General features: G+C 67.9%; 27 protein-coding genes. 4 read left to right on the top strand and 23 right to left on the bottom strand.

Translation table 11 applies throughout. The annotated features are described in order from the left end of the window. Positions 1–12 precede the first annotated feature (12 nt). From SYV04_RS23815 to SYV04_RS23725, 19 genes are all read right to left on the bottom strand, one after another. Positions 13–1,641 carry an FHA domain-containing protein gene (locus SYV04_RS23815; RefSeq protein ID WP_321548367.1) on the bottom strand — a complete coding sequence of 543 codons (1,629 nt, stop codon included), beginning with the start codon at positions 1,639–1,641 and terminating at the stop codon, positions 13–15. 21 nt (positions 1,642–1,662) lie between these two features. Further along, entirely contained in the window at positions 1,663–2,553 is an 891-nt protein-coding gene (locus SYV04_RS23810) for a type II secretion system F family protein (protein ID WP_321548165.1), read from the bottom strand. A gap of 14 nt (positions 2,554–2,567) precedes the next feature. Beyond that, the gene (locus tag SYV04_RS23805) at positions 2,568–3,413 is read right to left on the bottom strand and encodes a type II secretion system F family protein (RefSeq protein ID WP_321548164.1); all 846 of its coding nucleotides are present in this window, start codon (positions 3,411–3,413) and stop codon (positions 2,568–2,570) included. 55 nt (positions 3,414–3,468) lie between these two features. Further along, positions 3,469–4,287 carry a Flp pilus assembly protein CpaB gene (gene cpaB, locus SYV04_RS23800; protein ID WP_321548163.1) on the bottom strand — a complete coding sequence of 273 codons (819 nt, stop codon included), beginning with the start codon at positions 4,285–4,287 and terminating at the stop codon, positions 3,469–3,471. 230 nt (positions 4,288–4,517) lie between these two features. Next, positions 4,518–5,252 carry a hypothetical protein gene (locus SYV04_RS23795; protein ID WP_321548162.1) on the bottom strand — a complete coding sequence of 245 codons (735 nt, stop codon included), beginning with the start codon at positions 5,250–5,252 and terminating at the stop codon, positions 4,518–4,520. Continuing rightward, complete coding sequence (locus SYV04_RS23790; protein WP_321548161.1) at positions 5,249–5,476, bottom strand: hypothetical protein; 228 nt, start codon at positions 5,474–5,476, stop codon at positions 5,249–5,251. The genes SYV04_RS23795 and SYV04_RS23790 overlap by 4 nt, the downstream gene beginning before the upstream one ends. Beyond that, on the bottom strand, positions 5,473–6,234 hold the full coding sequence (locus tag SYV04_RS23785; protein ID WP_321548160.1) for a hypothetical protein: 762 nt from the start codon (positions 6,232–6,234) through the stop codon (positions 5,473–5,475). The genes SYV04_RS23790 and SYV04_RS23785 overlap by 4 nt, the downstream gene beginning before the upstream one ends. Then, positions 6,231–7,037, bottom strand: coding sequence for a hypothetical protein (locus tag SYV04_RS23780; protein ID WP_321548159.1), 807 nt, complete (start codon positions 7,035–7,037; stop codon positions 6,231–6,233). Before SYV04_RS23780 ends, SYV04_RS23785 begins: the two co-directional genes overlap by 4 nt. After that, positions 7,018–8,211: a TadE/TadG family type IV pilus assembly protein gene (locus tag SYV04_RS23775; protein WP_321548158.1), complete on the bottom strand. Its 1,194-nt coding sequence runs from the start codon at positions 8,209–8,211 to the stop codon at positions 7,018–7,020. The genes SYV04_RS23780 and SYV04_RS23775 overlap by 20 nt, the downstream gene beginning before the upstream one ends. A gap of 10 nt (positions 8,212–8,221) precedes the next feature. After that, entirely contained in the window at positions 8,222–10,303 is a 2,082-nt protein-coding gene (locus tag SYV04_RS23770) for a Tad domain-containing protein (protein WP_321548157.1), read from the bottom strand. A 3-nt stretch (positions 10,304–10,306) separates the two neighbouring features. Continuing rightward, positions 10,307–11,275: a TadE/TadG family type IV pilus assembly protein gene (locus SYV04_RS23765; protein ID WP_321548156.1), complete on the bottom strand. Its 969-nt coding sequence runs from the start codon at positions 11,273–11,275 to the stop codon at positions 10,307–10,309. 123 nt (positions 11,276–11,398) lie between these two features. Beyond that, positions 11,399–12,874 (bottom strand): anti-sigma factor family protein, encoded by a 1,476-nt coding sequence (locus SYV04_RS23760; RefSeq protein WP_321548155.1) that lies wholly within the window; start codon positions 12,872–12,874, stop codon positions 11,399–11,401. Next, positions 12,871–13,506 (bottom strand): RNA polymerase sigma factor, encoded by a 636-nt coding sequence (locus SYV04_RS23755; RefSeq protein ID WP_321548154.1) that lies wholly within the window; start codon positions 13,504–13,506, stop codon positions 12,871–12,873. The genes SYV04_RS23760 and SYV04_RS23755 overlap by 4 nt, the downstream gene beginning before the upstream one ends. Positions 13,507–13,579: 73 nt before the next feature. Beyond that, entirely contained in the window at positions 13,580–13,987 is a 408-nt protein-coding gene (locus SYV04_RS23750) for a DUF2085 domain-containing protein (protein ID WP_321548153.1), read from the bottom strand. Further along, positions 13,956–15,002: an ABC transporter ATP-binding protein gene (locus SYV04_RS23745; protein ID WP_321548152.1), complete on the bottom strand. Its 1,047-nt coding sequence runs from the start codon at positions 15,000–15,002 to the stop codon at positions 13,956–13,958. The genes SYV04_RS23750 and SYV04_RS23745 overlap by 32 nt, the downstream gene beginning before the upstream one ends. Further along, positions 14,999–16,012 carry an ABC transporter ATP-binding protein gene (locus SYV04_RS23740; RefSeq protein ID WP_321548151.1) on the bottom strand — a complete coding sequence of 338 codons (1,014 nt, stop codon included), beginning with the start codon at positions 16,010–16,012 and terminating at the stop codon, positions 14,999–15,001. Before SYV04_RS23740 ends, SYV04_RS23745 begins: the two co-directional genes overlap by 4 nt. A 2-nt stretch (positions 16,013–16,014) precedes the next feature. Then, complete coding sequence (locus SYV04_RS23735; RefSeq protein WP_321548150.1) at positions 16,015–16,980, bottom strand: GspE/PulE/PilB domain-containing protein; 966 nt, start codon at positions 16,978–16,980, stop codon at positions 16,015–16,017. A 9-nt stretch (positions 16,981–16,989) separates the two neighbouring features. Continuing rightward, positions 16,990–17,766 carry a cyclic di-GMP-binding domain-containing protein, MshE-related gene (locus SYV04_RS23730; RefSeq protein WP_321548149.1) on the bottom strand — a complete coding sequence of 259 codons (777 nt, stop codon included), beginning with the start codon at positions 17,764–17,766 and terminating at the stop codon, positions 16,990–16,992. A 92-nt stretch (positions 17,767–17,858) separates the two neighbouring features. Next, a complete protein-coding gene (locus SYV04_RS23725; protein ID WP_321548148.1) occupies positions 17,859–18,686 on the bottom strand; it encodes a DUF4292 domain-containing protein in 828 nt (275 codons plus the stop codon). A 43-nt stretch (positions 18,687–18,729) separates the two neighbouring features. Between SYV04_RS23725 and SYV04_RS23720 the strand changes: the two genes are divergently transcribed. From SYV04_RS23720 to SYV04_RS23710, 3 genes are read left to right on the top strand one after another with little or no spacing between them, the layout of a single operon-like run. Continuing rightward, entirely contained in the window at positions 18,730–19,431 is a 702-nt protein-coding gene (locus SYV04_RS23720; RefSeq protein ID WP_321548147.1) for a MotA/TolQ/ExbB proton channel family protein, read from the top strand. 15 nt (positions 19,432–19,446) lie between these two features. After that, complete coding sequence (locus SYV04_RS23715; protein WP_321548146.1) at positions 19,447–19,902, top strand: ExbD/TolR family protein; 456 nt, start codon at positions 19,447–19,449, stop codon at positions 19,900–19,902. A gap of 18 nt (positions 19,903–19,920) precedes the next feature. Continuing rightward, positions 19,921–21,132, top strand: a complete 1,212-nt coding sequence (locus SYV04_RS23710) for a cytochrome P450 family protein (RefSeq protein WP_321548145.1) — start codon at positions 19,921–19,923, stop codon at positions 21,130–21,132. Between the two features lie 59 nt (positions 21,133–21,191). On the opposite strand, the gene SYV04_RS23705 is transcribed toward SYV04_RS23710, so the two are convergent. The 4 genes from SYV04_RS23705 to SYV04_RS23690 form a co-directional block, all read right to left on the bottom strand. Continuing rightward, positions 21,192–23,039 carry an acyl-CoA dehydrogenase gene (locus SYV04_RS23705; protein ID WP_321548144.1) on the bottom strand — a complete coding sequence of 616 codons (1,848 nt, stop codon included), beginning with the start codon at positions 23,037–23,039 and terminating at the stop codon, positions 21,192–21,194. A 161-nt stretch (positions 23,040–23,200) separates the two neighbouring features. Beyond that, positions 23,201–23,854: a MaoC family dehydratase gene (locus SYV04_RS23700; protein WP_321548143.1), complete on the bottom strand. Its 654-nt coding sequence runs from the start codon at positions 23,852–23,854 to the stop codon at positions 23,201–23,203. Then, the gene (locus SYV04_RS23695; protein ID WP_321548142.1) at positions 23,854–24,303 is read right to left on the bottom strand and encodes a MaoC family dehydratase N-terminal domain-containing protein; all 450 of its coding nucleotides are present in this window, start codon (positions 24,301–24,303) and stop codon (positions 23,854–23,856) included. The genes SYV04_RS23700 and SYV04_RS23695 overlap by 1 nt, the downstream gene beginning before the upstream one ends. A 17-nt stretch (positions 24,304–24,320) precedes the next feature. Beyond that, entirely contained in the window at positions 24,321–25,322 is a 1,002-nt protein-coding gene (locus SYV04_RS23690; protein ID WP_321548141.1) for an NAD(P)H-dependent amine dehydrogenase family protein, read from the bottom strand. A 252-nt stretch (positions 25,323–25,574) separates the two neighbouring features. On the opposite strand from SYV04_RS23690, the gene SYV04_RS23685 reads away from it, so the two are divergent. Then, complete coding sequence (locus SYV04_RS23685; RefSeq protein WP_321548140.1) at positions 25,575–26,663, top strand: HD domain-containing phosphohydrolase; 1,089 nt, start codon at positions 25,575–25,577, stop codon at positions 26,661–26,663. Positions 26,664–26,667 lie beyond the last annotated feature (4 nt).

The following is a 26,667-nucleotide window of genomic DNA, read 5'->3' as shown; positions in this document are numbered from 1 at the left end:
AGAGCCGGGGGTTCAGTCTAACGGCAGCTCGTATTGTGCCGCTTTTTCGAGAGCCAGATTGTGACAGCGATGCTCGGTCGTAGGGAAGCGCCTCTTGACCTCCAGCACGGTGGCCCTGGCCTTGTCCCCATCTCGGAACTGCAAGCTGCGTTGAAAATCGAGCATCAGCTTACGACACTGCTGGTCCAACTCCGCGCTCGTCTGCTGGAGGGCGAAGCGGACATCATTGTAGAGGTCCGGCTTGTCCTCGAGCGCCTCCAGGGTGAGCCAGGCCGAGCGGTAGTTCTTCCAGGCCTTGAACAGGTTCTCCGAGCCTACATCCTTCTGCTCGTAGAAGCGCTCGCCCGCGGTCGCCTGCTCGCGTGCCTTGGTGAGCAGCTCGGCCAGCGGCAGCTCGGGCACGGGGATGACCTCCACGTACACGTTCCAGACGCGCCAGCTCTCCTGGCCCGGAGGGTTGCGCACATTGTCGAAGGCCAGCTGGTTGCGCTCACTGCGCTTGAGCAGCGACAGGGCCAGCACCAGCTCGATCTCTCGCTCGGCCGCGGTGGCCGTGTCACCGGGGACCCAGCCCTGGCTCACCCCGTTGAGGGTGATGTCCACCTCCTGCTCGGAGATGTTGCTGGCCTGGTAATGTAGGACAGCCACCGCCCGGGTGGGCGAGACGAACTCGAAGTCGAACGCCTTCTGGTCCGGGTTGGTCCACTGGACGCCCTCGCCCAGTCCGAACGAGTCCGGCAGCGGAGAGATGCTGATCTGCGTGGGCTCGGGCCCCTTGGGACGGCCGTCGGGGGCGGGCTTGAACACGCTGAAGAGCACGGCCATCACGCCGACCACCACGAGCCCGGTGAAGACGCCCGCGATGGACTTGCCCTTCGTGGAGAGCTCCTTCCACCAGACCACGAGCTGCCCGCCCAGGGTCTCGCGCATCTGCCGGCGTTCGCGCGCGCGCTCGGCGGCCGACGGCTTGGCGCTCCCCAGCTCCTTGGCCGCGGCGGTGCGTGGCGAAGGGCGAGCGATCAGGGGCGGCGAGGAACGAATCGTGGCGGGCATCTCCGCCAGGGTGGAGGTACCGGCGGCCGGAGCCAGCACCGCGGGCATCTCCGCCACGGTAGCCGCGCCGGCGGCGGGTGCGACCACCGCGGGCATCTCCGCCAGGGTGGCGGCTCCACTCCCCGAGGCAGAACCCGTCACCTCCGCCTCGCTGACGATGCGGTGCTTGCCGGTGTCCTCGGCCTCGATGGCCTGCATCTCCATCTCGGTGTTCGCGCGGGTGATGCGCGTGCTCGAGCGTGGAGCGATGGACCGGGAGGGCACCATCCGGGTGGCCTCCTCCGGCGGCGGCGGCGACGGCGACGGCGACAGCTGGGAGAAGACGAACTCCACCCCGCCAAGGGAGATTCGGTCCCCCTCACGCAGCTCCTGCTCCTTGAGCTTGAGCAGGGCCTTGCCGTTGACGAGGGTGCCGTTGGCGCTGCCCAGGTCCGTCACGTAGTGCCTGCCGCCGCGCGCGAAGAGGCGCGCGTGGCGGCGAGACACGCCGTGATCGTGCAACACCACCTGGTTCTCCGAGGTGCGGCCAATCGTCAGCTCGTCATCCTCGAAGGAGATCTCCCGGCCTTCCTGGAGACCCTTCGCGATGGTCAGCCTGAACCCCAGGACCTACCCCCCCACGTTTCCGAACATGAACGCGAAGACGATGGGCCCGAAGAGCACCATGAACACCGTCGGGAAGATGCAGGCGATCAGCGGGAAGAGCATCTTCACCGGGGCCTCGCCGGCCAGCTTCTCGGCGCGCTGGGTGCGGTCGATGCGCATCTGCGTGGACTGGATGCGCAGCACCTTACCGAGGCTCGTACCCATCTTGTCGGCCTGGATGAGCGCGGTGACGAAGGTGGTGAGCGGCGGCAGGTCCACGCGGACGATCATCGCCTTGAGGGCCTCTTCACGCGTCTTGCCCATCTTCAGCTGCTTGAGCACCAGGGCCAGCTCGTCCTTGAGCGGGCCCGTCTTGCCCTTCTCCACCACCTTGGCGAGCGCGGCGGTGAAGTCGAGGCCCGCTTCCACCGACAGCGTGAGCAGGTCCAGGTTGTAGGGCAGCGCGCGGGAGATCTGCAGGTGACGCTTCTTGACCTGATCGTTCACCCAGATCATCGGGTAGTACATGCCGAACAGGGCGACGACGAGCGACCAGGCCAGATTCTGTCCCAGGCCGTTGGCGAGGATGAGGCCGCCGAGCAGACCGGCGACGAAGCCGACCTCCTGCAGGGCCATGATGTCCTCGGGCTTGTACCCGTTCACATCACCGGCCTTGATGAGGTTCTTCCGCATCTTGGCTTCGTAGCCCGGCCACATGACCCGGCGGTTCATCGCGCCGAGCTTGCGGATGGCCACCGAGCCGGCGCCCTTCATGCCGCCCGCGGACTCGCCCTGCACCTCCGAGACGAACGTCTCGAAGTAGTTGTTGTAGATGCCGATGCCGAGGAAGGCGGCCGCGGCGGCGGCGAACAGCGCCGAGCCGCCCAGCAAGAATTGAGTGAGGATGTCCTGCACGGTCGTCTTCTCCGTCAGATGTCGATGTTGACGATGCGGCGGATGATGAGGATGCCGAGGATCTCCATGATGGCGATCACCGTCACCAGCAGATAGCCGAAGATGTGGTTCATCATCGGCTCCATCAGGTCCGGACGCATGGCGTTGAGCACCATGCCCAGCACCGCGGGCATGGAGGCGACGATCCAGCCCTGCAGCTTGCCCTGGCTGGTCAGCGCGTCGATCTTGCCCTCGAGGCGGAAGCGCTCACGGATAACGGTCGAGATCGTCTCGAACATCTCCGCCATGTTGCCGCCGAGCTGGCGGGCGATGTTGGTGGACACGACGACGAGCTCCAGGTCGTCACTGCCCACGCGCTTGGCCATGTTGATGAGCGCCTCTTCCAGGGGCACGCCCAGCTTCACTTCCTTCACGAAGAGGCCGAACTCCTGGGACAGCGGCGGCAGCGCCTCGCGCGCCACGTGCTCGATGGCCTGCGGGAACGTCAGACCCGCCTTGAACGCGTTGGCCATGGCCTGGAGCGCGTCCACCAGCTGCACGTTGAACTTCTTGATGCGCCGCTTGCGGTAGTGCTTGACCGTCAGCATCGGCAGGAAGAAGCCGAAGATGGTCATGCCCACGCAGAGGATGGGGTTGAAGATGATGTAGCTGAGGATGCCCAGAAGGCACATCGACGCGATGTTGAGGATCAACATCTGCCGCGCGTCGATGAACAGGAACATGTCACTCAAGTCGTTCATCGACTTGGCGACGTAGCGCTCCTGATATTGCTCGTAGGCCTTCGCGAGCACCGTGAAGATCACCAGGCTGAAGAAGAAGACAGCGCCGGTGACGAGGAGGAGGACGATTCCTGCCAACATGAGGGGAGGCTCCCGGGGAAGTTAGGAACGCGGTGGGCTGGGCAAGGACGCCCGACTACGGAGAGCCAACGCCCGCGTTCTGCTCCTTGGAGTTGCCCTTGATGATGGTGATGATCTCGCGGCGCTTCTGCTCCAGCACGCGGGTGCGCTCACCGGAGAGCAGCGTGCTGATGGTGGCGCGGCCGCGCTCCTCGATGATGTCCACGTCGTCCTCGTTGCGGAGCGACAGCGTCAGGTTGCCCATCTCCGAGGCCAGGACGAGGATTTCGGCCTCCTCCGGGATGACCAGCAGCGAGACGTTGTTGTACTCGCGCTGACCCTCGGGGATGAGGTTCACGTTCGTGGTACCGGTGATCTTGCCCGTGGCCAGAACGATCACGTTCTGGAGCAGCGTCACGGCGACCTGCTCGTCGGTCTGCGGATCACGGAAGGTGCCGATCACGTCCACGTGATCGTTGGGGCGCACCCAGCCACCGACCGCGGTGATGGCCTTGGCCTCCAGGGTGATCGCGCGGCCCTTCTTCTGGACCTTCGAGGACAGGCGCTCGGCGGCCTTGGTGGTCTCGAACTGGCTCCAGAGCAACGGGTCGCCGGCCTGCAGCGGCACGAGCACCTTCTGGTTCACCACGTAGGTGGCCGAGTCCGGCTTCACCACGGACGAGGTGACGAACTGCTCGGGCACCGAGCGCTGGGAGATCATGTCGAAGGTGATGATGGTGCCTTCGGGGATGTCCTGGGCGGCCACGACCACCGGGACCAGGTTCCAACCGCGGCGGACATCCGCCTCCTTCTTCTTGATGGCCGAGTACGCAACTACACCGGCCAACAGACCGAGGACGATGGCGACGATGAGCGGAGTCTTACCCTTCAGCATTTCTCAGGACCTCCCAGGGAGACGCAGGTACGCCGTGTGGCGTGAAAACTTTTTGAGGGAAATGAAACGGAAAGTGGCGCCAAGGCGCGGACGCGGGGTGAGATGTTATCCGTGCGACGCATCGGGTGTCAAAACGACCTCCCGTGACAGGACAGCAAAGCCTGTACTCCCTGATGGAAGCTAGCGGATCAAGGGCTATTTTACTCTGGGCGCGAGCAGCCGACCTGGCATCACGGGAGCGAGCGAGCAGGCGTAGCAGGTAGGCTCGGGTTGAAGAGTCCGCGCAAAACCACGGGCGCGCCGGTCTCGTCTCGCAGCACCTGGGGCTCTCCCTGAGAGAGGCCCACGAGGCGCAGCTCGAAGGAGGCCCCATCCGAAGAGACGTGAAGCAGCAGCGCGCCCGGCAGCAGCGGCGCGGGGAGTGCCTCGGGCGTGGCCACGGCCACCACCTGGGGAGGTACGGCGCGAAAGCCGCGCGTGCGGAAGCGGCCCGGGGGCGCCACCCGCTCCAGAGCGTGCTGCCAGGGGCCGAGCGCCACCGGCACCTCGCCGCGCTCCTGGAGCTGGCTCACCATGGCAACCTGCACGCGCTGTCCGAGCTGGATGAGGGCGGTGTTGGCCGCCACCTCCGTGGGGCGCTCGGGCTCGGGGCTGCCGGCGGTGCCGACGATGCTGGCGACCAGGCCCCCGAGGATGAGCCACGAGGCGACCATGGGAGCGGAGCGGTTTCGGAGCAGGGAGAACAGCAGGCTCGAGGCGCCGGCCACCGCCAGCACCGAGCCCAGCACCAGGACGGCCCGGGGCGGCGTGCCCACGTGATAGGCGCGCCCCAGCACGTCCAGGCCGTGCCGCCACTCTGGCAGGGCCGCGACCGTCGCCGCCGCCGCGAAGGCGAGGAAGACGGCCGCGTGAACCAGGCGCAGGCCCAGCGAGGAGCGGACGGGCGCCGGGGACGGCTTCGTCACGGGAACGGCAGGTTCAGCACGAAGTAGTACGAGTCGTAATAGACCTGGTACGCCTCGAGGAACAGGTCGATGACGTTGGACTGCCTGTCATCCGTCCAGCGGATCTTCACGCTGGCGCCGATGACGAGCGCCACGACGAGGACCCAGTTGATCATCGAATACTCGACCATCGACTGGCCGCGCATGCGGCTCCGGGCGGAGCGGGTCTTCTTCAGGTCCTTCATGGGGTCTCCTCCTCCAACCAAGGCAGCTGGGGGAACACCTTCTCCGCATACCCCATCTTCACCGTCGGTGTCTTGGGGTCCGGTAGCAGCATGCGGGGCTTGGCGTTCACTCCATACTCGTGAACTTCGAGGGCGTGGGCAATCCGGGGGATCTCGACCTTGGCCAGGTTGAGAATGGGAATCTCCCGGCTCAGCCATGTGCGTTTGACGACAGTGGCGCGGTAGAGCACCTCCACGGGGACGGCGGTCACCGTGCCCGCGGGCGTCATCAGCCGCGCCTCCTTGCCCGAACGCACCACGACGGACGCGGCGGGCGTCTGGCCCCGGGGCGCGGCCTTCTGGGTCTTCTCGGGCTTCTTCAGGGCCCAGTCGAGCGCCTCCTCGGAGTACTCCTGGGGCTTGTCGAAGCCCATGGCGACGATGAGGCGGGTAATCCCGTTGGCGTCGAAGGCCACCCCATCGCCCCGGGCGATCAGCATGCGGATCTGCGACAGGGGCGAGCGCATGGCCGGGTGCGTGCCCATCTCCATCTCCAGCCACAGCGCGTCGCGGCCGAGCTTGTCCTTCTCCTCCCCCACTACGGCCAGCCGCCAGTAGTGAACGCGCGCACCGCCGCCATCGAGCTTGTACGTCACCCAGTCGCCGACCTGGGTGGTGCGAAGCCCCTTGGCCAGGTGGTCCATGAGGGACTTGCCCGGCATGGCGGCCGAGGCGGGGACCGCCGCGAGCAGCACGAGCGTGAGCGCCAGCGCCCTCATGGCGTGGCCCCCTGGGCGGCGGCTTCCTTCTTCGCCTTCTGCTCGCGCTCCCAGTCCTGCCGGCTCTGGCGCACGGCCTCGTCGTTGGGCATCGCGTCCGGCCGATCCGAGCCCACCCACATCTGCAGCACCGCCGTGGTCTCCGCGTCCACGCGGCTGAGCGTCGTCACCACCTGCTCTCCCTTGCGGGCGTGCTCCAGGGTGAAGCGCTCCTCGCCGCCGAGCGTCGCGCCCGTCTGCCGCACCATGGCGAAGCCCTGCCGCGTCAACTCCTGCGTCACCTGATCGCGCACGCTGACCAGGGGCGCGTTCACCAACGAGGAGCGGTGTTGCGAGCCACCCGGGTCATCGCGCGTGGTGATGTCCTGGCTGAAGAGCGTGCCCTCGAGCTTCACCAGCCCGCCGTCCTTCTTGCGGGGGGCGCGCACCCACAGGTCGCGGAGCGCCGAGAAGCCCACCGTCTTGCCCAGGTGCTTGCGCAGCACCACGCCGCGCTGCAGCCCCTCGCGGGTGAAGAGGGCGGACACCACCGCCTCCTGCACCATGTCCCCCTCCACCACGGTGGGGTAACCCTGGGAGCGCCAGTGCTTGACGAAGTAGTCGGCCACCTTCTCCATCGAGTCGTCGGTGGTGAAGTACGCCAGCCGGTAGTACTCGCCGGAGATGATCAGGTCCTTGCCGATGCGCGTGTGGACCGCGCCGGGGTAGACGGGCAGCTCCTGCTCGGCGCGAGCCACCACGGCCATCAGCATCACGCCCAGCACCACGAGCCGGGCCAGGGCCCTACTCGCAGTTGACTGCATTGGTCTTGCTCTCGTCACGTTGGGTCGCCTCGGTGCTCTGGGGCGCGGAGGGATCATTCGCCTGCGCGTTCTTGCAACCCATGAAGAAGTCGCCGCGCGATTGGAAGATCTTGATGTACTGCGAGCGCTCGTACGGCTGGTCGCGGAACGGGGCAGTGTCGAAGCACTTGGGCCGTGGGTGGTCGAGCTGGGAGAACTTGTCCAGGTTGTTGAGGCCGCCCTGGGCCTCCGCGGGGTAGGACACGATGCCCGTGTCGCCGCCGATGCACTCGCGATCCCACTCGTCCGTGGGGTTGGCGGTGTAGTTGTGCGAAACGACGAAGGTGCCCAGGAAGGCCGGGAAGATCTGCGCGAGGAACGAGCCCAGGTCGCTGATGATGCTCGACTCGCCCAACAGTCGATCCTTCACCCCGAGGAACACCATCCGGTTCACCTGCCGGTAGAGTCCGTGGCTGAACTCCTCGGAGCCGGCACGGTGCGCGCCCGCGCGACGCCCGCGGATGGTGGCATCGCCGCCGTCCTCCATGTTCCAGGGGTCGGCGTACATGGAGAAGCGCTGCTTGAGCTCCAGGCTGGCGATGCTCTTGCCCCCAAAGGGGTCCACCTTGAAGAACGCGCCCCGCCCCTGGTCCAGGTAGCTCTCGGGGAGGATGGCGTTGTTGTACTTCATGGTCACTTCCGTCTCCACCCACCCCTTGGTGTTGAAGCGCCAGAAGCTGAGCAGCCCGTTGGCTCCCCCGTTGATCGCTCCCAGCACGTCGCTGGCGAAGCCCTCGTTGGCGTTGCCCAGCACCAGGCCCGCCTCGATGAAGGGCACGTCCTTGTTCTGCACGGTACCCGCCACCTCCGCGAACTTCGCGACGAAGTTGCCGCCCGGCGCGTTGGGCTCCACCGAGTCCAGATCCTTGTAGCGCTCGACGGCCTCTTCCATCATCTCCGTCTGCGCGTCGGTGAAAGCCTGGTCGTGCTGGGCATTGGCGAAGTCGCTCAGGGTGTAGCTCGTCATCTCGAAGACGACGTAGCGCGAGAACTCCTGGAGCTTGATCTTCGCCCGCACCAACTCGGTCAGGTACATGCTGAACATCAGGATCGTCACCAGCACCGGCACGATGATCGCGAACTCGACCGTGGCGGCGCCACGCCGGGCGTACTGACGCTGGGCAGGCAGTCTCATGGGTCGGTCCTCAGTGGGTGATGATCTTCGGCGGGATGTCCTTCAACACCCCGGGCAGACTGTCGATCAACTGCCCCGCGTAGGGCAGCGTATGCCGGCCCTGGTAGACGGAGGCGAGCCGAGGCCGCCAGTACGGGTTGAAGAAGTTGGGGTGCTCGGCCCAGTTGCCCGGGCGGTGGTAGTACGCCTGCCCGCGCGAGATGACGTTGAGCCCCGTGGGGAAGATCAGCTTCGAGCCATCCGCGACGCTCTTCATGTTCAGCGTGGGCGTGCTGGTGGCGAACTTCCACTTCACCCGCCCGTTGTCGTTGAGCAGCGCGATGTCGTTGGAGCCAGTGCCCGCGTGGTCCGTCTTCCCCTTGTTGATGATCTGATCGGGCGTCTTGTTGAGCGCCACCCAGGTGGAGGGCTGGTTGAAGTCGTGCTGGTAGCGGGTGGCCGCCGCCTCGTTGCTGGCCGCGCCGCCGCAGGTGCCCGCGTACTGGCCGGGCTCGAAGTGCATGAACGGGACGATGCCACCCCAGGGGTGGTTGCCGTCCTCCGCGGGCATCACATTGGCGGCGTACACGTCGATCTCCGGCGCCAGGGGCGCGCAGCGACCGAACACCTTGATGAGGCACACCTCGCTGCGGTGGACGCCCACCTCGGACTCCGGACCCGAGGGCCGGAACAGCCGCCTCCAGTTGTCCCCCGGCGGCTGGCGCGTGTGGTGGATGCGCCAATGCACGCCACCGTCGTTGTGCGAGTCCTCGTACTCGTTCATCGCCCAGATGCTGCTCTTCGTCACGTGCTTGAAGGGCAGCTTCTGGCTCCCGGTGTCCTTGTAGTCCTTGCGCGGATCGCCCCAGCACTCACGGGGGTTGTCGTCTTCCGCGCACGCGAACGGGTTGCGGAAGGGGCCAAAGCCCTCGGGGCCGAACTTGATCCAGTACACGTCGTCCGAGCCCATGTTGTCGCCCTGCGCCAGCATGCCCAGCGTGGGCTCGATGCCGTCGTTCCAGTCGCGGATCGTATTGCGCGGCGTGTAGGGCCTGCCCGTCTGGGTGATCTTGCTCCGGTTCGGGTTGTTGTACGTGAGCATGCGCGTCTGCCCGTACTTGGCGAACTTGAAGATCGGCGTGTCGATGTCCGAGCTCAGCAGATCGCGGATGATGCCCAGGCCGTCCGGCAGCGGGATGAGATCGCCCAGCTTGCGCGAGGTGATGAAGCCCTCGGGGCACGCGCCCCCCTCGGCGTCACACGCGTAGCGCGTGGCGTTGGTGATGGCGCCCATGGAGCGCTTGGCGCGCGCCTCCTTCTCCGAGTGCTTCCACTTTCGCGGATCGATGGGCTGGAAGGGGTTGCGGATCGGGTTGAGCGGGTGCGCGCCCGCCTCGCGGAAGTGCGGCTGATCGAAGAGGCACACGTTGAGCGCGCCCGAGGCCAGCTGGCTCAGCTTCGAGTCCACGTTCTTGTCGTTGGCGGCGATCACCGTGTCGGTGGTCTGCAGCACGTGCGAGACGGTGGAGGCCATCACCGCTTGCGAGGCGAAGAACATCACCCCGTTGAGCACCCGGTGCGTGGGGATGACGAACTTGCCGATGATCTTGTCCGGGTTGGCGTTGAACAAGATCTGCTGGAAGCTCCTCAGCAGCGTCTTGTACGTGTCCATGAAGCGTTCGATGATCCTCATGATCTGGCTGAGGTATGGCACCAGGTTTTCGAGGATGGGACAGGCCACTGTCCAGAAGACCCCGTCAGGATCTCCCGCGCAGGGGTTGATCGTCTTCATGAACCCGTAGATGTCCGTGAGGAACGCCTCGGCGAAGTAGATGAGTGACAGGAGCGACTGCCACATCATCGCCGAGACGTAGTGGGACACCTGGGTCCGGTTGGCGTACGCGTAGAAGTTGAACGCGCGCGCCTCCATGGCGGCCATGGAGTAGGAGGCCGCGTCCGCCGTGTTCTGCAGGCGGATGCGCTCGTGGATGGTGTGCCCGATGTTCACCGTCGCCAGGACGGCGATGGACATGATGAGCACCATCAGGGCGGCCACGACGAGGGCCTGGCCCTCCTGGCGGCGGAAGCTCTGGCGAAGGACGCGAGTAAACATGACCTAGAGGCCCCAATCGGGGTTGAGGTGCAGGATCCACTTCCGGTGGAAGTTGGACTGCATGCGCATGGTGTGGGTGGCCGTCAGCGGCAGGAAGTAGCGCTTGCCCACCAGATCCGAGACGAGCGGGATGCTGCCGTTGGCCAGCCCCCATAGCACCCACATCTCCGGCGCGTACAAGGTGTTGTAGCCACGCTCGTGGTCCATGCCCCGCGCTCGGAACTGCAGGGCCGAGACGTTCGAGGTCTTGTTGAGCATGTTGCTCTTGGACAGCGTGGGCCGATCGATGGCGCCGTAGAGCGCCACGCGCGCGTTGGAGGCATACCAGGACGTGAAGATGACCCAGTTGGCGAACGGCACCCGCATCTCGTACCAGTAGCGCAGGCGAATCGTCAGCCGTGTGGCCTTGCGGTACACCGTCTCCGAGTCGTCCGGCTCCGGCAGGTTGAAGAACTTGCGGATGTTGTCCTCGAGCGCCGGCACCTCGGGGAAGCTGTCGGCGCCGTCGAAGTCCAGCTCCTGCCAGTTGGCTCCCGTGCGCAGCTTCCAGATGGTGTCGATGGGCGTGAAGTAGGCCGGGTTGATGGTGTCCACCCGAATGACGCCAAAGAGGTTCGAGCCGTTGAACGAAGCCGGCGGCCGCACCCGCGTGGCGGTCCACGCCAGCGAGCGCATGGCCGTGTCATAGGCCTGGTGCTTCGCCCACGTCAGCAGCAGCTCACTGGCCTTGTCCGTACGGCCCATCGTCGGCAGCAGCGCCACGATGGCCGCGTCATGCATGCGCTCGTTGTTACCGTTCCAGACGATGCCCGCTCGCGCCGCCTGGTAGGCGGCGTACTCCGTCATCAGCTTCGCGTGCTGGATCATCGTGAGCTGGATGATCCCCAGCGTCATGAAGACCATCAGCGGCATGATCAGCGCCGCCTCGACCGCGGCCTGTCCCGACTCCCGACACGACTCCCCAGAATCCATGTGTTCATTATCGGGAGTAAGGAAAGGCGGGCGCATCGGTCAATTGGACCGCCTCTGCCTACACCCTCCGACTTTCACTCCCGGTGAAGCGGGCTGGGAAGCATGTGGAGTAAATCCAGCCCCTTACGGGGCCTCCGCGGGGGTGGCGGCCGCGGGAGCCTTCATCTGATCCGCCTTGGCCGGCTCCCGAGAGCCCGAGCTGGGCATGGCGGCCGGCGCCTCTTGACGCAGACGGCTCCGGGCCTCGTTGGCGATAACGGAGCGAGGGCCCTCCTCCAGGACCTGATTGCAGGCCTCGAAGGCGGCCTGCCGCCGGCCGATGGCGAACTCCGCGTCACAGAGCTGGTTGAGCAGCTTCAGGCGCTCTTCGCCGACGGCCCCGGACGCCAGCGCCTGGCGCAGCAGCTCGGCCTCGCGCACGCGGTTGCCCGAGCGGAGCGCCGCGGTGGCCTGCTGCGACAGCTCGGCGCGCGAAGGCTGCGTCTGAGCCACGATCCGCCCCGAGGGCGCAGCGCCCGCGCTCACCGGGGCGGGAGCCTGAGCGGGCGCAGGCATGTCGGCTGGCTTCTCGCGCCGGGCCTCGGAGCTCCTCGCGCGCTCCCCGAACACCTCATCGAACGACTCCTCGGTGCCGTCGAGGTCGCGCGTGGAGGCCGTCTTGGCGGGGGCCGCCGTCTTGCCCTTGGCCTTCTTGTTGAGGCTGAGCCCGCCGCGATACGGCGCCTGCTCTTGCACCTCCGCCTCCGCCATCACAGCGTCATCCATCGCAGCCCCCTCCATCGAGGGCTGAGCGGCGGCGGGCATGGGCTCCTCGGCGGCAGGAGCCGGCGGAGGCGCGGAGGCCACCGGCGTGGTGGGGCCCCCTCCCTGCGCTGAGCCCACCAGCATCGGCTTGGGCTTGGAGAACGCCCCGGACTGCGTCATCGCGTCGCGCCGATCGTAGTTGTATTCCTTCCTGGATGCCTTCTTGTCGGCGACCTTCTGCTCGGCCTCGTCGCGCGCAAGGACCTTACCGGCGCCCACGTTGCTCCAGTCCGCCTCGAGATCCTTGCTCTTCTCGCGCACGCTGTCGTCCAGCCGCACGGGCGGCGACGGCGGCGGCGGGGTGGCCCGCGCCACGGGCGCGGCCGTCGCCGGGGCAGGCGGCGGCGGCGCCGTCGGAGCCTGAGGCTCGGGCGAGGGGAATGCGAGCACATCCTCGTTCTTCGACACGGCGGCCGCCTCGGTGAGGTTCGGCTGCAGCTTCACCGTCTTGCTGACCTGGACCGTGACGAGCCCGAAGACGCTCACCGCGGTGATGCCCATGGCGGGCACGAGCCAGCGCCGCCACCAGGTTGGCTTGGGCGCCGGGCCCGCGGCCGCGTTGCGGGCGGCCTGCTGCGCGTACGCCATCAGCGACTCGAGGCCCGCGTCGGGAGCGGGCTCCAGGGAGAGGTGCGCCATGGTGGAGCGCACCCCGCGGATGCCCTCCAGCGCCTCGGTGCAGCGAGTACAGCCCTGGAGGTGGGACTCCACCGCGAGCGCCTCGTGCGCGGGCAGCTCGCCGTAGGCGAAGTCGAGGAGCCGGTCCTCATGGGCATGGAGGTTCTGGGGCTTCATCCCGCCACCGTCCTTCCGTCCTCGGCCAGGTCCCCATCCACGCCCATCTCCGCCAGCCTCCGTCTCAGGCCCTCCAGGGCGTAACGCATCCGGCTCTTCACCGTATTCTCGGAGACGCCCGTCACCTCGGCGATGTCCTTGAAGGCGATGCCGCTGTACTCACGCAGCACGAACACCTCGCGCTGCTCCTCCGGCAGGCTGGCCAGGGCGCGCTCCAACAGGGGCCGGAGCCGGGCGTTGTACGCGCCGCGCTCGGGGCTGGCCCCGGTGTCCGGGAGCCCCTCTCCGAGAGGCCGACCCTCGTCGCCCCCGGCATTGGCACCGGCGGGAGCCTCCAGGGAGGAGGCCTGCCGGTAGCTCTCTTTGCGCGCGCTGTCCACGCAGAGGTTCCTCGCAATCGTATAGAGCCAGGTCGTGAACTTCGCCTTGGGCTCGTACTCCCGTGCGCTGCGTACCACCTTCAGCCACGTCTCCTGCAGCACGTCCTCCGCCCGCGTCCGGTGCCCCGTGAAGCGCAGGATGAAGTTGAAGACCGGCGTCCGGTGCCTTCGCACCAGCGTCTCGAACGCACGGGCGTCTCCCGCCCGGAAGGCGAGCATCAGCCCCTCGTCTGAGGTCTCCGGTCCCACCACACCCCCGTCACGAGGCCACGGGTTTGTCCCCGTCCCCTACCGCTGCCTTCAACGGGCGAAGCGGCGATTGGGTCTAGTCGGGGCGTGGCCTTCGGTAAGTGGCGAGAATGACAGGGACGGCGACGGCTGTCACGAGGGCGGCCTGGGCCAGCAACACGGTGGGCAAGGGGCGCTGCACATGGACGTGGAGGGAGCGGGCGAGCGCCAGCCCCAGCAAAATCCCCGTCAGCGTGCGCACGAGGTTGGAGCCGCTGGCGGGCCGGAAGCGTCCAATGGCCCAGTCCACGAGGGCCGGCAGGGTGAGGCCGAGCACCACCGGCACGTCCCACTCCCAGCTCAAGGGGGCGCGCACGGCGAACAGGCCCACCATGGCCACCACCATCACCGGATAGGTGCCCAGGCATCGCGCGCAGACGCGCACTCCGCCCAGCACGTAGGTGCGGTTGTACTCATCCTCCCGATGGTGACTGAGCCAGAACACCTGGTGGCCCTCCTGAGGCGGGGGTTTCCGCTGGGGCCTGGGCATCCTTCTCCACCAGGAAGCAGGCGGCGGTGTGGCCATTGCCCAGCGCATATAAAGGAGGCGTCTCGCGCCGGCAGCGCTCGAAGGCGTAGGGGCAGCGCGGGTGGAAGGCGCAGCCGGGCGGAGGCGAGAGCGGCGAGGGCACATCCCCCTGGAGGATGATGCGCGCCTTCTTGCGCTCGGGGTCCGGCACCGGCACGGCCGACAGCAGCGCCTGCGTGTACGGGTGGCGCGGCTGGCGGTACAGGTCCGCGGCGCTCGCCAGCTCGACGATCTTCCCCAGGTACATCACCGCCACGCGCGTGGAGATGTACTCGACGATCTTCAGATCGTGCGCGATGAAGACATAGGTGAGCTTCAGCTCGCGCTGCAGGTCCACCAGCAGGTTGACGATCTGCGCCTGGATGGACACGTCGAGCGCGCTGATGGGCTCGTCGGCGATGACCAGGTCCGGCTTCATCGCGATGGAGCGCGCGATGCCGATGCGCTGGCGCTGGCCGCCGGAGAACTCGTGCGGATAGCGCTCCATGGCGTCGCGAGGCAGCCCCATCAAGTCGAGCAGCGCCAGCACCCGCTCCTCGCGCTCGCGGCCCTGGGCCAGGGCGTGAATGGCGAACGGCTCGCCGATGATGTCGCGCACCGTCATGCGCGGGTTCAGCGAGGCGTACGGGTCCTGGAAGATGAGCTGCATGCGCCGGCGCAGGGGCCGGAGCTGGCGCTGCGAGAGGCCGGTCAGTTCCTGCCCCTCGAAGCGAATGGAGCCCTCGGTGGGGTCCAGGAGGCGCAGCAGCGTGCGGCCCAGGGTGCTCTTGCCACAGCCGCTCTCTCCCACCAGGCCGAGCGTCTCGCCGCGCACCACGTCGAAGCTCACCCCGTCCACGGCCTTCACCGTGCCGCGCACCCGCCCGAGCACGCCGCCGCGCACCGGGAAGTGCGTCTTCACGCCGCGCACCTGGAGCAAGGGCTCGGTCATGGCGCGGGCACCGGGTTGTGGCACGCGGCGGACTGGCCGTCGCGCTTGAGTTCGAGGGGCGGATCCACCTTCGCGCACACCTCCAACGCGCGCTCGCAGCGGTCCCGGAACCGGCAGCCGCCGGGCAGGTGGCGCAGGCTCGGCACCATGCCGGGGATGGTCTTGAGGCGCGGGCGCTCCCCTGCCCCGTGCGCGCCCAGCGTGTCGTGGAAGGACGGGATGGAGCGCAGCAGGCCCGCCGTGTACGGGTGCGCGGGCTGGCGGAACAGCGCCTTCACCGAGGCCTGCTCCACCACTCGCCCGGCGTACATCACCACCACCGCGTCGCAGCTCTCCGCCACCACGCCGAGGTCATGGGTGATGAGCATCACCGCCATGCCGCGCTCGGCCTGCAGCCGCTTGAGCAGGTCGAGGATCTGCGCCTGGATCGTCACGTCCAGCGCGGTGGTGGGCTCGTCGGCGATGACCAGCGCCGGGTTGCACGAGAGCGCCATGGCGATCATCACCCGCTGGCGCATGCCGCCCGAGAGTTGGTGCGGGTAGGCGTCCACGCGCTGCTCGGGAGCGGGGATGCCCACCTGGCGCAGCATCTCCACCGCGTGCGCCCTCGCCTGCTTCCGGTCCAGCCGCTGGTGCAGCCGCACCGCCTCGCCGATCTGCTCGCCCACCGTATAGACGGGGTTCAGCGAGGTCATCGGCTCCTGGAAGATCATCGCGATCTTGTTGCCGCGGATGCGGCGCATCTCCTCCTCGGGCAGGCCCAGCAGCTCCCGGCCCTGGAAGCGCACCTCGCCCGCCACCACGCGGCCCGGCGGGTCCGGCACCAGCCGCATCACCGACAGGGCGGTGACGCTCTTGCCGCAGCCGCTCTCCCCCACCACACCCAGCGTGCCACCCGGCGGGATGGAGAAGGACACGTCATCCACCGCCAGCACCGAGCCCTCCTCCAGGGAGAACCGGGTCTTCAGGCCACGGACGTCCAGGAGCGGCGCGGAGGTGGGCTCGGTCATGCTTACTTCTGGGACAGCTCAGCCAGGAACTCCTCTTCCTGGATGACGCGCTTCTTGATGAGCAGGCGGACGAGCGCGGCCACCATCTGCGCGGGCATGATCTTCTGCAAGGGAGCCGAGGGCTCGGGCTCCTCGCCCTTGGAGATGCGCTCGATGCTGTCGAGCACCCGCAGATCCTCCTCGGAGAAGTCGGGCGGCACCGGCGGCGGCGGCGGCTTCACGTTCTTGGCCGCACCACCGAACATGACCACCGGCACGCGCGGCCCCTTCGGCTCCGGCTCGGGATCCGGGGGCGGCGGAGGCGGCGGGGTGGCCTTGGCCTTGGGAGCCGTGCCCAGCAGATCGTCGATGAAGTCGGCGCCCGCCTCCTTGGGGGGAGGCGGCGGGGTGGCGGGCGAAGGCGTCAGCACGGGGGGCGGAGGCCGACCCGGGCCGGCCCAGTTCGCCTGCACGGCAGACGCGCCGCGCTCGATCTTCATCTCCCCGGCCCCACCCTCCTCCTCCAGCGGGAGGGCCTGGACGATGTCGAGCTTCTCGCCGCGCGCCATCATCAGCGCGGTGTCGATGTCGTCGGAGGAGGCCACGCACACGCGCAGCGTCTTGCGGAGCTGGAAGCGCAGCTCGTCCACCACGGACAGATCGCCCGGATCCTCCACCGCCACGTGCAGCCGCTCCGTCTTGCCCTCCACCTCGAGGCGGAAGGGCACGACGCGATGCTCGGCCTGGAAGTCCACCGAGAGCAGCGCGGTCACCTCGGGAGGAATCTCCGGCAGCTCCACGAAGGGCAGATCGAACTGGGTAGCCAGCGCCCGCGCGAGCTGCTTGGGGGTAATCATCCCCATGGCCACCATCACCGAGCCGAGGCGGTGGCTATGGCCATACGTCCGCTTCTGGCCGAGCGCGGTGCGCACCTGCGCCTCCGTCGCGGCCCCCGATTCGATGAGCAGCTCCCCGATCTTCTTGCGCATGGGCGAAGGCTACCGCTTGACCTTGGCGAGGTACTCCTCGCGGGAGAAAACGCCCTTCTCGATGAGCAGCTCCACCATGGCCTTGAGGGCGGCGACCTCCTTGCGCTGCACCTCCTCCACCGTCTTCAGCAGCTCGGTGGGGCTGGTCGTCGCGGCCTTGCTGACGGCGGGCACGTCCGACATGGACGGCCGGGAGGCGGTCGCCCGGGGCGGAGGCGGCGGAGGCGGCGGCGCCTGCTGCGCCTGAGGCGGAGGGGGCGCACCATCCACCGCGGCCAAGTTCTTCACGACGGTGCGGCCCTGCGCGTCGAGCACCTTGAAGTTGGTGTCCGCGTCGCCCAGCTCCGCGTTCTCCTCGTAGAGGCGGGCATAGGCGCGAGCGATGGAGGTGCGCCCCGCCACGTTGGGGATGATGCGGCACTTGCTGATGGCGCGCAGCTCATCGAGGTGGCGCACGTTGAGCGGGTCGGCCACCGCCACCACCAGCGTCTTGCCGTCGTCCCTCAGCTGCAGCGGAAGCACCGCGAAGTCACGCGCCGTCTGCGCCGGAATCTTGGCGCGCACGTGCGGGGGGATCATCTGGACGGCGTCCAGGTTCACCGCGGGGATGTTGAGCTGCTTGGACAAGGCGCGAACCAGGATGTCCTCGGACACCAGACTCATGCGGACCAGGATCTCTCCCAGCTTGCCGCCCCACTTCGCTTGCTCCGCCAGGGCGGCCTTGAGCTGGCCCTCCTGGAGCACGTTCGCCTTGATCAGCAGTTCACCGAGCTTGATCTGTGCCATGTCGCATCCGGGGGGAAACCTGCCAGTCCCCGTAAGAGGGCCATTTTAGACCGAGTTGGGCCGTTGCAGCGCATTTCCCGACATGCTTCGGCTCAAGAACCGGGCGGTCCGGGGGGCGGGGGGGCGGGCGAGGGCTGGATTTCCCGGCCTCGGGCATCCACCTCCACCACCCGAGCCCCCTCGGGCGGGCTCAGCTCGAAGAGCGTCAGGTCCGGCGGGCCGTTGAGTGACACATCGCTGTAGCGCAGCCGCAGCTCCGTCCCCGCCACCTTGGCGATGAGCTTCACCTCGCCGGGGAACACCACCGTGCCCTTCTCCTTGAAGTCCTCGAAGGCCAGGTCGTAGCCGGGCACGCCCCGCACCTCGCTGCGCACCACCCGGTGGTACTTGGTGTGGACGTGGAGCTTCTGCGTCACCGGGCCCCGGTGGAGCGTGAGCACGTAGACGCCCTCGCCCCGGTCCAGCTCCAGCGTCTTGCGCTCGGCGGGGATGAGGGGCACCTGCCCGAGCATCACGGCCACCAGCTCCTCGCTCGGCAGCACCACCGGCAGGAAGCGCGACACGTTCTCGGGGCTCGCCGGCCCCTGGTAGAAAACGTTGCCCTCGGTCTGGTACAGCCCGAAGCGTTGTCCGTCCGACACCAGCGCCGCCACCGGGCGGTTGAAGAAGTCGAAGGTCTCCATGTGCAGCAGGCCCGGGCGGGAGATGGCCAGGAACATGGACAGGGTGCCGCTGGCCTGGGGGGAGTCCACCCGGAGCTTGGCGTCCCCCTGGAGGGTCACCACGTTGGCCTGTGCCTGCACGGTGAGCTCGAAGAGCTTCTCCGGGTCTTCAATGGGACCTTCCGGGCCGAACTCGATGCGCTTGGGACAGCCAGAACAGACGAGGACCAGGAAGATTGCTGCGAGCGCGCGGTTCATGGCGTAAGTCTCGATCTTCGCCGAGCCGGATGGCCACCATTCCATGAGCCTGACTGAACTTCTCCACTATCTCCGCCTGGGTGGCGTCACCATGGCCATCCTCCTCATCGCCTCCGTGGTGGCGCTGGGGGTGGCCATCGAGCGCCTCATCACCCTCTGGGGCGTCAGCGAGCACTCGCGCACTCTGGGTGAGACCGTCAACAAGCACCTGCTGCGCGGGGATGTGGCCGCCGCCCGCACAGCCGCCGAGCGGTCGAACGCCGCGGTGGCGGACATGTTCCTGGCCGGCTTCGACCGGCTGGAGCGGGTGAAGCTCAACGGGGGCGCTCTGGAGTCGGCCGTGGAGCGCGAGCGCGCCCAGGTGGGCCTGCGGCTGCGGCGCAACCTGTGGGTGCTTGCCACCATCGGCTCGCTGTCCCCCTTCGTGGGCCTGTTCGGCACCGTGGCCGGCATCATGCGCTCCTTCAAGGACCTGGGCCTGGACGTGGAGTCGGGCGGCACCGGCGGCACCGCCACGGTGATGCAGGGCATCTCCGAGGCGCTCATCGCCACGGCGGTGGGCATCCTCGTCGCGGTGCTGGCGATGGTCTTCTACAACTACTTCCAGGCGCGGCTGGCGCGCGTGCTCGTGGAGCTGCGCCTGCTCGGTGACGAGTTCGTGGAGCTGCTCAAGGAGCGCCCCACCCAGCCTCTCTCCCCCACCCCCCCGGAGCCCGCCGCCCGCGGCGACGCTCCCCACGCCTGAGCCGAGGGTCCACACATGGCCATGGGAAAGATTCCGGGGAGCGATGATGACGAGGGCTCCGAGGGCGTCTTCGCGGAGATCAACATCACCCCGCTGACGGACCTGTTCCTGGTGCTGCTCATCATCTTCATGGTGACCAGCACTGTCATCGTCCAGCAGGGCCCTGGGGGCGGCGCCAAGGCGGGCCTCAAGGTGAACCTGCCCAAGGGCGGGGCCGCGGACGTGACGGCGCGCGCCACGGACGTGTCCGTGGCGGTGCTCGCCAACGGGCAGTACGTGCTGGGCGGCAACATCGTCACCGAGGACGAGCTGCGCAGCGCCTTCGACAAGGCCAAGACGGAGAACCCCGACACGGTGGTCATCGTCCAGGCCGACGAGGGCGTGCCCCACGGCACCGTGGTGCAGGTGATGGAGCTGGCCAAGAAGGCCGGCCTGGGCCAGCTCGCCATCGGTGTGCGCGAGGGCGAGTAGCCATATAAGGACGGGCCCATGGAACGCCCGGTCCACCCGTTCGACCTCTGGTCACAGGAGACTCTCCGCGATTTCCTGCCCCTCTACGCCCGGATGCGGCGGGAGGCCCCCATCGCGCGCGTCCTGAGTCCCAACCAGCGCGCCCCCCTCTGGGTGGTCAGTCGCTACAAGGACGCGGTGGAGCTGCTGCGCGACGGGCGCTTCACCAAGGACCGGTACAAGCTGTCCGAGGCGGACCGGCACCGCTACTTCCGGGTGGGGGAGATCGGCCAGCTCGACAAGCACATGCTCAACGCCGATCCCCCGGCGCACACCCGGCTGCGCGCGCTGGTGGCCAAGGCCTTCACCGCGCGCCAGGTGGAGGACCTGCGCCCGCGCATCACCGCCATCGCCCAACGGCTCCTGGAGGAGCTGCCGCCCGAGGGCAGCGTGGATCTGCTCGACGCGTTCGCCTTTCCGCTGCCGATCACCGTGATCGCCGAGCTGCTCGGAGTGCCTGTCGAGGACCAGGACCGCTTCAGGGCATGGACCCTCACCCTGCTCAGCCCTCCCGCGGGGGGCAACCTCGAGCCCCTGCGGCGCACCGCGATGCAGTTCCAGCAGTACCTCCAGGACTTCCTGGCCCGGCGCCGCGCCGACCCTCGGGACGACCTCACCAGCGCCCTGCTCGCCGCCGAGGAGCAGGGGGACCGACTCTCTCCCGTGGAGCTGATGAGCATGGTGTTCCTGCTCATCGTGGCGGGCCATGAGACGACTGTGAACCTCATCGGCAACGGCGTCTGGGCGCTCCTGCACCACCCCGAGCAACTGGAGCGCCTGCGGGCCTCCCCCACCCTCATCGACTCGGCGGTGGAGGAGATCCTCCGCTACTGCGGCCCGGTACGGCACAGCACCAGCCGCTTCGCCCTCCAGGACACCGAGTTCCGAGGGCAGCTCATCCCCGCCGGGGAGATGATCATGGCCGCGCTGCTGTCGGCGAACCATGACGCGGAGCAGTTCGACGCGCCCGAGCGGTTCGACATCGCCCGCGAGCCCAACCGGCACATCGCCCTGGGCTCCGGAGGCCACTTCTGCCTCGGCGCCCCGTTGGCCCGGCTGGAAGCCGTGATCGCCCTGCCCCTGCTGCTGGAGCGCCTGCCCCGCCTGCGCTTCGCCGTGGAGCCCTCCACGCTCCGGTGGCGCAGCGGGCTGCTCATCCACGGCCTGGAGCGACTCCCCGTGGCGTTCTGAAAAGGAAACGGCCACCCGGGGTCGAACCCGAGTGGCCGTGGAACCTTCAGGGCGAAGCGTTACACCGGCGCCGCGAAGGCCGCGTCCGGGATCTGCATGGGCGAGGCGTCCTCGGTCACCAGCAGCCGGGCCGACTGCTCCACGGTGGGCAGCACGTTGCGCGCGTACCACAGCGCGCTCCACTTCTTGCCCTCGTAGAAGGCGCGGTCCGGATCCGAGGCCGACAGCGCCTCCATCTTCTTCTCCGCCAGCACCGCCGCCTCCAGCAGCAGCCAGCCCACCGCCACCTCGGACATCATCTGCAGGAAGCGGTTGGCCGACAGCGGAATCAGCGACACCTTGCTCGGGTCCTGCGACCAGCCCAGCAGCACCATGGCGCTGGACATCAGCCCCTCCTGAGCGCCCGCCAGCACCTTCACCTCGGTGCCGAACGTCTTGTGCTCGCGGTTGGCCTCGATGAAGCCGCCCACATCGCCCATGAACTGCTGGAAGTGCGCGCCGCCTGCCTGGCCCAGCTTCCGGCCCACCAGGTCCATGGCCTGAATGTGGTTGGTGCCCTCGTAGATGGAGAAGATCTTCGAGTCGCGGCAGTACTGCTCCACCGGGTAGTCCTTGCAGAAGCCCGCGCCGCCGTACACCTGGATGGCCTGCGCGCACAGCCGGAACGCCTGGTCCGACGAGTACGCCTTCACCAGCGGGGTGAGCACCTCCACCTGCCCGCGGTGGTAGGCCGCCTGGTCATCATCCCGGCCCGACAGCTGCTTCGCCTTGTCGGTGTGCATCGCCAGCTTGATGATCAGCGCGCGGATGCCCTCCACGTGCGCCTTCATCTCCAGCAGCATGCGGCGTACGTCCGGGTGCTCGATGATGGGCACGCGCGGCGAGCTCGGATCCTTCCACTTGGTGAAGTGGCCGCCCTGCTTGCGCTCCTTGGCGTAGTCCAGCGCGTTGAAGTACGCCGCCGACGCCAGGCCCAGGCCCTGGATGCCCACGGCGATGCGCGCGCCGTTCATCATCTTGAACATCTGGCTCATGCCGATGTGCTCGACGCCGCCCACCAGCTCGCCGAGACACTTGTCGTTCTCGCCGAAGTTCAGCACACAGGTGGCCGAGCCGTTGATGCCCATCTTGTGCTCGATGGAGCCCAGCGACACGTCGTTGGACTCGCCCGAGCTGCCGTCAGCGCCCACGCGAAGCTTCGGGACGATGAACAGCGACAGGCCCTTGGTGCCCGCCGGAGCGCCATCCACGCGCGCCAGCACCAGGTGGATGATGTTCTCGGCCAGGTCATGATCACCGGCGGAGATGAAGATCTTCGTGCCGCGGATGCTGTAGGTGCCGTCCCCGTTGCGACGCGCCGTCGTCTTGGCCGCGCCCACGTCCGAGCCCGCGTGCGGCTCGGTGAGGCACATCGTCCCGCCCCACGTGCCGTTGAGGCACTTCTCCACGAACTTCTTCTGCTGCTCCGGCGTGCCGCACTCGCCGATCAGCTCCGCCGCGCCGTAGGACAGCCCCGGGTACATGTTGAAGGCCGCGTTGGAGCCGCACAGCATCTCTTCCACCGCCACCTGCAGCATCATCGGCGAGCCCTGGCCGCCGTGCTCCGGGCTCACGCCCACCGTCTTGAAGCCCGCCTCGTAGAGCTTCTGCCAGGCATCCTTGAAGCCCTTGGGCGTAATCACCGTGCCGTTTTCAATTCGGCACCCCTCCCGGTCACCCGTGGAGTTCAGAGGCCCCAGGACTTCCTTGGCGAAGCGGTAGGTCTCCTGGAGGACCGCCTTGGCCTCCTCCGGCCCCCAGGCTTCGAAAGGCGCCTGGCCCGCTACCCCCTCGAACCCGAACTGCTCGAAGAGGGTGAAGAAGATTTCCCGAAGATCTGTCTTGTAGCTGTTGATACCGGCGGACATGGCTTCTCCCGTCGCCTGGAGCTCGCTGCCTGGCCAATTGCGGTCAGCGGCGTCCAGTGACGAGAAGAAGTGTTACGTCGATTGATTCCAGAGTCAACCGCAAGTGACGCCACGCGTCGTGGGGTGTCCACCCCACTTCATTCGGCGTGTCCGAAATCGTCCTACTTCTTGGGCTTCTTGGCCGCCCCGGGCATGGGAGCCGGGGTGGGCGCCGTGGCCGTCTTGGCCGACTTCTTGGCGCTGCTAGGGGCCTTCTTGGCGCCCGTCTCCTCGGTTGCTCCCTCGCCCTCACCGTTTCCCTGGGCGGGCGTGGTCAGGATGCTCTCGCGGGGCACCTCGACGACGATGGGCGCCTGGCCGGCGCGCTGCCGGTTCTCGTCCTCCAGCGAGTAGAAGAGCTGGATGACGGACTGGCCCTTCATCAGCAGCTCGCCCCGCTGGTTCTCCGCCCACAGGTCGATCTCGACGAAGTAGCGGCCGCCGGAGCCGTGCCGGTCGCTCACCCGGCCCTTGCAGACCACCGTGTCGCCCGGCCACACCATCTTGATGAAGCGCACGCCATAGCGACGCAGCTGACCGCCGCGCGCCCAGTCGCTGATGAGCTGGCCCAGCATGCCCATGATGAGCATGCCCGGGGCGTACACGGACGGCATGCCCACGCTCTTGGCGTAGACCTCGTCCACATGCACCGGGTTGTAGTCCCCGCTGGCCCCCGCGTAGCGGGAGAGCTGGACGCGGTCCACCGGCGCCTTGGCGAGCGCCGGCAGCTCGTCACCGACCCGGATGCTTTCGAAGTAGAGCTTGCGCGCGGGCATCAGGTGTTCTCCTTCGAGGCGCGGACGATCAGCGTGCGGCGGGCCCGGAAGACCAGGTTGCCTTCCTCATCCCGACCCTCGTCCTCGATGACGGCCACATCCATCCTCCCGGCGGGGCCGCTGCGCTCGAGCACGTCGGCCACCTTGGTGGCCACATAGATGCGGTCACCGGCGAAGATGGGCCGCTCGTACTCGAAGCCCTGCTCGGCGTGCAGCAGGCTCTTGATGCCCACCCCGAGCAACTCCCGCAGATCCGCCGCGGAGTGGAACGAGGCCGGAAAGGTCGGAGGCGCCACGATGGTGGGGTAGCCGGAGGCCCGGGCGTACTCCTCGTCGTAGTAGATGGGGTTGTAGTCGCCAATCGCCTCGGCGAAGCGTCGGATGGACCCCTTCTCCACCTCGTTGAGCGTTGGCGGCGAAGAGCGGCCAATCGCGTTCTTGTCCAACATGTCCCCTCCCTTGATTCCTAGCGACCGGCTGGAAGTTCGAGCACGGTCAGAAGCCCCGCCTCCGCGGCCGTCAGGCGCGGCGCGGCGTTCACCAGCGAATTCGCGGTAGCCCGGTCACCCGAAACGCCCCCCGGGATCTCCACGACGATCTTCGGCTCCGCGTCGATCTCGATGCGATCGCGCGGGTCCTCCGCCCCCACGGCGATGGTCAGCTCCAGCCGCACCCGCTCCTGCCCATCATCCAATCCCACCACGGACTGGAAAATGCCCGCCACCCGCCCCTTGCGTACCGGAAACGCCCCTCCAGAGATGTCCTCTTCGGCCATCACCGGAGCCACCTCCTCCTCATAGTCGTCACAGTCCAGGCCGAGCCCCAGCGCGCACAGCGCCGCCGACTCCACCAGCCCCACGTGGCCCAGCTGATCCTTGTCCACCAGGGCGAAGAACTCGTCCTCCGTCAGCCCCGCGCCCACCTTGCGCTGCAGAGCCTCGCGCCGGGTGCGCGCGTCCACCACGCGGGTGACGGAGGCGCGCCGCACCGGGCCGCACGCCTGCCCCGCCGTGGCCACCAGCCGATCCATCACGAAGCCTGGGTTGACGCCCGTGCCCAGCACCGCCACGCCGCCCTTCTGCGCTGCTCGATCCAACTTGTCGGCCAGCTCCGGGTGCTTGAGGAAGGGAAACGCCAGTTCCTCGCACGTGGAGACCACGGGCACGCCCAGCTTCACGGCCTCCAGCAGCTGATCCATCACCTGCGGCAGCCGAGAGCCGGTGGCATGCAACAGCACCGCGCCCTTGCGACGACCCAGCGCGCGCTCCAGCGAGTCGGAGACCTTCAGCTTGCCGACGGGCTGGCCCAGCACCTCGGCGAGCGGGCGACCGTTCAGCTGGGGGCTGGTGTCCACCGCGCCAATCAGCTCGACCTCCGAGGAAGCAAGCGCCGCGCGGGCAATCTCCTGCCCGATGAACCCAAGCCCCATGACCACCACCGGCACCGGCCCTTCGAGGGCTCTAGCCATCGGAGAACACTCCAGAATTCAGGGGGTTAGACACAATCAATGCGCCCTGGCGCACCATAAACCACCCCCAGCCGGACAGGCAAGCGCCAGTTGGCTGTCAAGGACGTAGGGTGCGGGGTCCTTGCCCAACGGTTTGGGGGGTTCGGCAAAAGCGATACTTCATTCCCGGATCAGGCCCCCCTGTCTGCCCTCGACTGAAGGCGTGTATAAGGGGCCTCGCTGACCCTGCCTTACGTCGGAGACTTTGAACACATGGACCGCATCCTCGTGGTGGATGACGACGTGCGAATCCTCGCCGCGCTCTCCCGCATTCTCCATTCCGAGGGCTACGAGGTCGTCACACACAACGACCCGGTCCAAGCCGCACGCGAAGAGGGATTCCAGGTCGTCCTGACGGACTTCATGATGCCGTTTCTCAACGGCATCGAGCTGCTGTCGGCGCTGCGAGAGAAGAACCCGCGCGCGGTGCGGCTGATGCTGACGGCGGCGGCCGACTTCCGCACGGCCTCCGAGGCCGTCAACCGCGGCGAGGTGTACCGCCTGCTGGGCAAGCCCTGGTCGCTGGCGGACCTGACGAGCAGCGTACGCCAGGCGTTCGAGCACTACCGGCTGGTGGAGGCCAACGAGCGCCTCACCCGCGAGGTGGCCGAGAAGAACGCCGAGCTGACGGCCATCAACCGCGAGCTGGAGCGGCGCGTGGTGGAGCGCACCTCGGGGCTGCTGGAGGGGCTGATCAGCGCCCTGGACTACCGCGACACGGAGACGCAGTGGCATTCGCGGCGCGTGTCCCTGTACGCGCGGCGGCTGGCCGAGGAGATCGGCCTGACGGGCGGCGCGCTGGACGTGGTGGAGCAAGGCGCGCTGCTGCACGACATCGGGAAGATCGGCGTGCGCGACTCCATCCTGCTCAAGCCCGGGCCGCTGACGCCCGACGAGTGGGAGGAGATGCGCAAGCACCCGGAGTTCGGCTTCCGGATGCTGGCGAAGATGCCCTACCTGCGCGAGGCCTCCGTCATCGTCCTGCAGCATCAGGAGCGCTGGGACGGCAAGGGCTACCCGCAGAAGCTCGCCGGGGAGAACATCGTCATCGGCGCGCGCATCTTCTCCATCGTGGACACGCTGGACGCCATCACCTCGGACAGGCCCTATCGCAAGGGCCGGCCGCTGCAGATCGCCCAGGATGAGATCCAGCGCTGCTCCGGCTCGCAGTTCGATCCGGCGCTGGCCAACGCGTTCATGCGCGTGCCGGACTCGGAGTGGGCTCGCATCCGCTCGCAGGTCGAGGAGATGGAGGCGCACGAGCTCAAGCGCTTCGGCGACCTGTCGCTCCCGGCGGCCTGAGCCC

It is taken from the genome of Hyalangium ruber, assembly GCF_034259325.1.
Taxonomy (GTDB): Bacteria; Myxococcota; Myxococcia; order Myxococcales; family Myxococcaceae; genus Hyalangium_A; species Hyalangium_A rubrum.
Note: the sequence above shows the minus strand (reverse complement) of the source record. Positions and strands in the feature narration are given on the sequence as shown.

Bases quoted from the DNA above. Each gene is read 5' to 3' on its own strand.
- SYV04_RS23765 (WP_321548156.1), bottom strand. From the start codon at position 11,275: ATGGATTCTGGGGAGTCGTGTCGGGAGTCGGGACAGGCCGCGGTCGAG.
- SYV04_RS23685 (WP_321548140.1), top strand. From the start codon at position 25,575: ATGGACCGCATCCTCGTGGTGGATGACGACGTGCGAATCCTCGCCGCG.
- SYV04_RS23790 (WP_321548161.1), bottom strand. From the start codon at position 5,476: ATGAAGGACCTGAAGAAGACCCGCTCCGCCCGGAGCCGCATGCGCGGC.
- SYV04_RS23690 (WP_321548141.1), bottom strand. From the start codon at position 25,322: ATGGCTAGAGCCCTCGAAGGGCCGGTGCCGGTGGTGGTCATGGGGCTT.
- SYV04_RS23710 (WP_321548145.1), top strand. From the start codon at position 19,921: ATGGAACGCCCGGTCCACCCGTTCGACCTCTGGTCACAGGAGACTCTC.
- SYV04_RS23785 (WP_321548160.1), bottom strand. From the start codon at position 6,234: ATGAGGGCGCTGGCGCTCACGCTCGTGCTGCTCGCGGCGGTCCCCGCC.
- SYV04_RS23695 (WP_321548142.1), bottom strand. From the start codon at position 24,303: ATGTTGGACAAGAACGCGATTGGCCGCTCTTCGCCGCCAACGCTCAAC.
- SYV04_RS23705 (WP_321548144.1), bottom strand. From the start codon at position 23,039: ATGTCCGCCGGTATCAACAGCTACAAGACAGATCTTCGGGAAATCTTC.
- SYV04_RS23715 (WP_321548146.1), top strand. From the start codon at position 19,447: ATGGCCATGGGAAAGATTCCGGGGAGCGATGATGACGAGGGCTCCGAG.
- SYV04_RS23770 (WP_321548157.1), bottom strand. From the start codon at position 10,303: ATGTTTACTCGCGTCCTTCGCCAGAGCTTCCGCCGCCAGGAGGGCCAG.
- SYV04_RS23775 (WP_321548158.1), bottom strand. From the start codon at position 8,211: ATGAGACTGCCTGCCCAGCGTCAGTACGCCCGGCGTGGCGCCGCCACG.
- SYV04_RS23720 (WP_321548147.1), top strand. From the start codon at position 18,730: ATGAGCCTGACTGAACTTCTCCACTATCTCCGCCTGGGTGGCGTCACC.
- SYV04_RS23760 (WP_321548155.1), bottom strand. From the start codon at position 12,874: ATGAAGCCCCAGAACCTCCATGCCCATGAGGACCGGCTCCTCGACTTC.
- SYV04_RS23730 (WP_321548149.1), bottom strand. From the start codon at position 17,766: ATGGCACAGATCAAGCTCGGTGAACTGCTGATCAAGGCGAACGTGCTC.
- SYV04_RS23700 (WP_321548143.1), bottom strand. From the start codon at position 23,854: ATGCCCGCGCGCAAGCTCTACTTCGAAAGCATCCGGGTCGGTGACGAG.
- SYV04_RS23780 (WP_321548159.1), bottom strand. From the start codon at position 7,037: ATGCAGTCAACTGCGAGTAGGGCCCTGGCCCGGCTCGTGGTGCTGGGC.
- SYV04_RS23735 (WP_321548150.1), bottom strand. From the start codon at position 16,980: ATGCGCAAGAAGATCGGGGAGCTGCTCATCGAATCGGGGGCCGCGACG.
- SYV04_RS23725 (WP_321548148.1), bottom strand. From the start codon at position 18,686: ATGAACCGCGCGCTCGCAGCAATCTTCCTGGTCCTCGTCTGTTCTGGC.
- SYV04_RS23740 (WP_321548151.1), bottom strand. From the start codon at position 16,012: ATGACCGAGCCCACCTCCGCGCCGCTCCTGGACGTCCGTGGCCTGAAG.
- SYV04_RS23745 (WP_321548152.1), bottom strand. From the start codon at position 15,002: ATGACCGAGCCCTTGCTCCAGGTGCGCGGCGTGAAGACGCACTTCCCG.
- SYV04_RS23805 (WP_321548164.1), bottom strand. From the start codon at position 3,413: ATGTTGGCAGGAATCGTCCTCCTCCTCGTCACCGGCGCTGTCTTCTTC.
- cpaB (WP_321548163.1), bottom strand. From the start codon at position 4,287: ATGCTGAAGGGTAAGACTCCGCTCATCGTCGCCATCGTCCTCGGTCTG.